Annotated in this window: 4 protein-coding genes and 1 pseudogene; all 5 read left to right on the top strand. The window is 38.6% G+C overall.

The window, feature by feature from the left end; all coding sequences use genetic code 11:
* Positions 1–1,454 (top strand): diguanylate cyclase (locus VIK44_RS05050; RefSeq protein WP_331552755.1); only part of this gene is annotated, 1,454 nt, incomplete at its 5' end.
* A 560-nt stretch (positions 1,455–2,014) separates the two neighbouring features.
* Entirely contained in the window at positions 2,015–4,318 is a 2,304-nt protein-coding gene (locus VIK44_RS05045; RefSeq protein ID WP_331552754.1) for a PAS domain S-box protein, read from the top strand.
* A 415-nt stretch (positions 4,319–4,733) separates the two neighbouring features.
* Positions 4,734–4,874: a hypothetical protein gene (locus VIK44_RS05040; RefSeq protein ID WP_331552753.1), complete on the top strand. Its 141-nt coding sequence runs from the start codon at positions 4,734–4,736 to the stop codon at positions 4,872–4,874.
* A 110-nt stretch (positions 4,875–4,984) separates the two neighbouring features.
* Entirely contained in the window at positions 4,985–5,419 is a 435-nt protein-coding gene (locus tag VIK44_RS05035) for a hypothetical protein (protein WP_331552752.1), read from the top strand.
* A gap of 101 nt (positions 5,420–5,520) precedes the next feature.
* Positions 5,521–6,656 (top strand): annotated as a pseudogene (locus VIK44_RS05030) (hypothetical protein); the annotation flags it as partial.

Here is a 6,656-nt window from a genome sequence, read left to right as displayed (position 1 = left end):
ATCGGATTATTTTAGAGCAAACCGATGACATTCTTTATGAATGGAATTTCACATCTAATAAAATTCATTATACTGATCATTATAAAAAACATTTCGGTTACGAACCCAGTGAAGAACCCCTGGGTACCGGGTTGTTTGACTCACAAACCATTTATCCTGATGATTTGTCGGCGTATCATGTCTGGATAAAAAAGACCTATGGCTCGCCCAATAAAACGAGCCTTGAATTCAGACAAAAAAAAGCTGATGGGTCCTATTTCTGGGTTCGGATTCAATCGAGCCCTGTATTTGATGAAAATGGTATTCCCTATAAGGCCGTCGGACTCATTAGTGACATTGATCAGCAAAAAAGAAAACTGCGTTCCTTGGAAATAAAAGTCCAGTTGGATCCTCTCACCAAGGTCTATAATAAAATGACGATCCAGAAACTCGTTGACGATTGTCTTGAGAATAATCCCCTGGATGGTCATGCCTTATTCTTTATTGACATTGATGATTTTAAGTCTATTAATGATGATTTAGGGCATACGTTTGGTGATTTGGTACTTTCCGAAATTTCTAACAAGCTTAGGGATCTCTTTCGCTCTGTGGACATTGTGGGAAGGGTTGGGGGCGACGAATTTGTTGTCTTTATGAAGGGTGCTCATGATAAGAATTTAATCAAAGACAAAGCTGTGAAAATCTGCACCGTTCTCAGACAAATCTTTATTGGAATTAAAAAAGATTTTGCCATATCAGGAAGTATTGGTATTGCCCTTTACAAAGAGCATGGCAACACTTTTTATGAGCTTTACTATCATGCGGAAAGCGCCCTTTATTATGCAAAAAAAATGGGAAAAGACCAATTCTATTTTTATGATGAAATAAAAAACATGCAGCTTAGTACATCTCTTTCCCATAAAAGAGATACCTTAATAGATTCTGATGCAACATTTCCACCTAATGAAATCCGTAGCTATCTGTTTAATCTTCTATACCAGGCAAAGGATATTAACATTAGTATTGATCTCATCCTCGCCCTTATTGGTAAGCAATTTAATGTGAGTCGGTGCTATTTTTTAAAAAATTTTTCTGATGATTCCAGCTTTTCAGATATTTACGAATGGTGTAGCCAGGGTGTCGCTCCAGGAAAAAATGATTTCCGGCAGTTGTCCTTTCATCAAGTTAAAGAATACTATGCTCATTTCGACGAAAATGGCATCTTCTGTTGTTCAAATATCAAGGATTCAGATCCAACCCTTTCTCCTTTTTTAGAATCCCAAAATATTTCATCAACCCTCCAGGTTGCCATCATTTCTGAAAATAATCTCAAAGGTTTTATCGGCTTTGATCAATGCGGCAATAACCGACTTTGGACTCAACAGGAAACTGAAATAATTACCTATGTTGGAGGGCTCATTGCTACCTTTTTATTAATCATCCCTCTTGTCACAGATAATGATCAGCTTAAATAAGTTATATTTTTAAACTGTCTATTTAGTATAACCTATCCAGTTCGGATATTATGCAAAGTAAATTTTGATGGTTTCAGACAGAATCTGAATGAGTCGTCTGTGGTTGACTGTATCAAAGTAACTTTCCGGAGCCATATCCACAACGTATTCATATCCGTCTGTGGTATTTTTCTGATTCTTGCGGCTTGGGACTGGACTTTTATGATATCATTCCACTCATCAAAAGCCATTTGCCTGATGGGAATACGCGTCGCAATAAAAAGAAGCAAATAAGAAATTTGATTTTGAAGGTATTGATTATAAAGCAGTAAACAGGTTATAATTGAAGACATAACAATGACTCATCCTTTCTGTTGTGTTTTTATTTTGGAGATACAATTGTTGGAGATACAATTATAATAGAAAATAGGGGTCATTGATTTTTTGTTTAAAAAACGCTGTAACCCTTACTATACAAAGGTTTTAAATGAAAAAAGGGGTGTCATACTTGACACTACCAAATAAATTGGAGGGAGTGTCATATAAATGATAATATTTCAAAAAAGACAGTGGAGTAGCCAATGACAGAGCAGCAAAAGACGAGACTTGAAGAAAAAGAAGAACGTACGCTAGAGCTAACCATAACAGAGGAAGCATTAAGGTCAAACCAGAGACAATTGACGGATATCATTGAGTTTCTGCCGGATGCAACCCTTGCCATTGATACGACCGGGCATGTCATCATCTGGAACAAGGCGATTGAAAAAATGACGGGCATTCCTGCCTCGGAGATGATCGGTAAAGGCGACTACGTCTACACGATTCCATTTTATGGGGAGGCACGACCGCATTTAATGGATTTAATCTTTCAGGAAGATGAAAAGATTGTGAACCGATATCCCAACCTCACCCGGGAAGGGGACTCCCTCACGGCGGAAGTATTTTGCTCTGCACTCAACAATAATAAAGGGGCATGGGTTTTTGCCAAAGCCTCACCTCTCCATGATCAGGCGGGCAACATTATCGGTGCGATCGAAAGCATCAGGGACATCACGGAACATAAGAATAAAGAAGAAGAGATTCTGGAAAGTAAAAATTTCATGGAGATATTACTTCAATCTATTCCAGCACCGGTGTTCTATAAGGATATCAATGGTCGATATTTGGGATTTAATCATGCGTATGAAGACTTTTTTGGTAAAACAAAAGAAGCGCTGATCGGCAAGAGTGTTTTTGACATCAGCCCACTCAATTTGGCTAGAATATACCATGATAAAGATATGGAATTATTCCAAAACAAGGGAACTCAGATATATGAATCCCAAGTCAAAAATACCCGGGGTGTTATACATGATGTTGTTTTTTACAAAGCAGTAATGGCCAACGCTCACGGTAAAGTCACAGGATTAATCGGTGTTATCTTAGACATCACGGAGCGTAAAAGATTGGAAAATGCTTTATCAAATGAGAAAAAACTTCTTGAAACAACACTGATATCGGTAAGCGACGGCGTCATTTCCACTGATAATAAGGGGAATATCATGTTTTTGAATAGAATTGCTGAATTTTTAACGGGGTGGAACCAGGAAGCGGCAGTGGGAAAATCGATTGAAGAAGTCTTTGATATTGTTGATGAATTTACACGGGAAAAGAGAGAAAATATCGTAAAAAAAGTGGTTGAAAGCGGAAAGACACATGAATTAGCCGACCATACCTTATTTATTTCGAAAGATGGTATTGAGCGATTCCTCGAAGCTAGCGCTGCACCTATCATTCAGGAAAACGGGGAAGTTGTTGGTGCCGTCGTGGTGTTCAGAGATTTTTCCGAGAAAAAGCATAAGCAGGAGAAAATTGAATTTTTAAGCTTTCACGACCAACTTTCGGGGTTATATAATCGCAGATTTTACGAAGAAGAGTTAAAGCGACTTGATACAAAAATAAACCTCCCTCTGACCATTGTGATGGGTGATGTGAACGGATTAAAACTGACCAATGATTCTTTTGGACATGCCGTTGGTGACCAAATGCTTAAGAAAGTAGCAGAAGTGATCAGGTTGGGATGCCGGGCGGATGACATTATCGCCAGAATCGGAGGGGATGAATTTGTTATTTTATTGCCTAAAACGGATGCTTCTGAATCAGAGGAAATCATTAAACGGATCAATGATCTGTTATTAAAGGAAAAATTAGGTTCCATAGATATATCTATTTCTTTTGGTTATGGAACTAAGCATATTGAAGAAGAAAAAGTTCAAACTGTACTGAAAAAGGCAGAAGATAATATGTATAAGGTAAAACTTTTTGAAGGTCCGCGTATGAAAGCGAAGACAATCAGTGGAATCATTAATGCTCTTCATAAAATAAACAATACAGAAGAGCAACACTCCAATAAAGTTTCAGAACTCTGCAAAAGCATGGGTGAAGCCCTGGGACTACCTGAAAATAAAATCGAAGAACTTAAGTTGGCAGGATTACTTCACGATATCGGTAAAATAGCAATAGATGATAATATTATTAATAAAAAAGGTGAACTTAATGAGGCTGAATTGAAAGAAATTAAGCGCCATCCGGAAATAGGCTATCGGATTCTAAGTACAGTAAACGATATGGCAGAAGTGGCAAAGGATGTATTGTATCATCATGAAAGATGGGATGGAACAGGATACCCAGGCGGTTTAAAAGAAGAGGAAATACCTCTCGTATCAAGAATCATCGCGATAGCGGATGACTATGATATTATCTCTGGTAAAATAAAGAATGGAAGCCCTCTATCAGAAGAAGTTGTATTAGCAGCGCTGCAAAAAAAAGCAGGGAGTCAGTTTGATCCTAAACTGATTAAGGTATTTATTGATAAAGGATTAGGAAAATCGGTGGCGTTTAAATAGTATTGGAACTTAGCGGTATGCTATATTTATGAGGTCGGAGAAAAGGTAGCGTATTATTATATTAGCAGCCTGCATACTGATATAATGGAAATCAATTTAAAGGATAAATAAAATAAATTCGAATAATTAGATTGAGAAATACCTGCGTATGCACGACAACTTTAATGAAATTTCAAGTGTTCACCCTTAAAAAGGGTGACTTTTTTTATTTTTTAAAAAAATGGATTTTCACTATTTCTGTTACCGATGGCTTGTTTGCCATACTCAAAATTAGGTTCACTTAATATTCTAGGTTTTGACTTTTACCTTGATGTGTAAAACGTTAAATTATGGGTATGTTTAAAAATATATCCAATAATAGTTTTAAGGAAGTAAATGGATTTCCACCCAAAATGTCTTCGCCGCAACCGAAAATATGACCAGAGACATTGCCAGCGGAAAAATGTCCGAACGCCAGATCGAAGCCTACCGCCTTTTTGAAAAAGGTGATTACAAAGGGGCGGATGCTGTACTGAATTTTGATGAAATCAAAATCGTTAATACAGGTCAAATATAGTGTGAATAAAAACCATTTTACTTGACGATCGATCATTAACGTTGTAATAAAATAAAATAACGAAACCTAAGCCAGCAACGTCTTAACTCTGGCACCGAAGGAGAATAAAAATGAGTTTGGATATGGATTTAAGCAAAGATACTTACGTCGGAAGTTCTGGTAATAAATTAAAAATAACTGGCATAACAAGTCAGATACAAGTTCACAGAGTAAAATACATAACCGAAGAAATAGCTGTTTGGCGAAAAGCTAACGCCATACATCAATGGTTTGTCAATAATGTACAAGCGGGAGAGGACGATTGCAAACCGTACTATGTAAGTACTGAACAATTGAGAGAATTGCTGGAGAGGTGTAAACAAGTACTAAAAGAACCGGACACAGCACCGAAACTATTGCCGACGCAAGAGGGCTTTTTATTTGGCAGTACTGAATACGATAACCGTTATTTTCAGAGCCTGGACTACACAGTTGAGGTATTAGAGGCGGAACTCAAAGAGAACGATAATCAGTTACAAGAATATAAATATCAATCAGATTGGTAGAGATGTTGTCTCTTATTAAAAAGGTAATTGTAAAACACCTTTAACTGTTGAAGTTAATAGATGAAATTTGGTTTCATTGATCAGAAAGGATGGGAGTGAGTATGAGTGACAAAAAAATTAGAATTGTAGTAGCGGGAGATGTTTCAAGAGATACACTGACATGGCCGATAAAATTAAAAAGGGAGGACATACACTGGGAAAGCGGTACGCTAGTTTCTATAGGCAGTGGAAAGGTTGATGGCGGTGCGCTGCTGCTGGCTGATTTTCTCAGGGAAAAGGCTGATATAGAGGTCCTTTCTCAGCAAGAACCGGATAATGAGGTGAATATGTCAGAGAAATTGCTGAATTCTCATATGGATGTTGATTTATTTCCTTCAACCCCTGGTTCAAAAAAAAAGGTCTATAGGATAAAAAACTTCAGGGGCCTTGAATTACCGGATTCAGGCAAGGCAATGCAATTGGAAATGGCTCAGGATGATGAAAATGCGGATATAGTCGTATTTTTTGATCAAGGGAAAGGGTTTTTACAAGACCGCAGCAAATGGCCGATTGCGCTGACAACACCGGATAAGAAGCCGATTGTCATCTACAGGATGAGTACGTCGCCTGCCTCATGGAAAAGTTGGGAATACATCGCTGAACATCACCATGAAAAAGCAGTGGTCATCATTAATGCCAATGCCCTGAGAGATTATGGAATTAATATCAGCCGCTGCCTTTCTTGGGAGAGAACGGCCATGGATCTCAAATGGCAATTGACTTACAACCATAAGCTGCTGCCGCTTTTAAAATGTGCGAACCTGGTGGTGCTCTTTGGCATTGATGGCGCAGTTTGTTTCAGGAATAGTGCAGGCACGATGGAAGCCTCGCTTGTTTATGATCCGGTAGAAATGGAAGATGGTTATAAAAGCAGGTATGCAGGAAGAATGCAGGGAAAATATGCAGCATTTACCGCAGCGATGGCTGGGTCAATCGCAGATGGCCTGAAAAATGGCACGGAAATTCATGAATCAGTAAAATGCGGTGCTCGTAAAGGTATAGCCGCTGCCAGGAGACTTCTTGTTAATGGCTTTAAAGGCGACTTCGGCAAGCCCGGATATGACTTCAAGACCATTGCAGCCTCCGGTCAGGAAACGGATGACAGGCTGGCCGAGGTGGACATACCTGAGACTACTGCTTCGGATGCGCCGGATCCCGATTACTGGTGCATGGTTAAAAACATCAATGAGTTTTCCAT

It is taken from the genome of Acetobacterium sp., from assembly GCF_036508315.1.
Taxonomy (GTDB): Bacteria; Bacillota; Clostridia; order Eubacteriales; family Eubacteriaceae; genus Acetobacterium.
The sequence above is the reverse complement of the archived record's forward strand: the minus strand, read 5'-3'. Positions and strand labels throughout refer to the sequence as shown.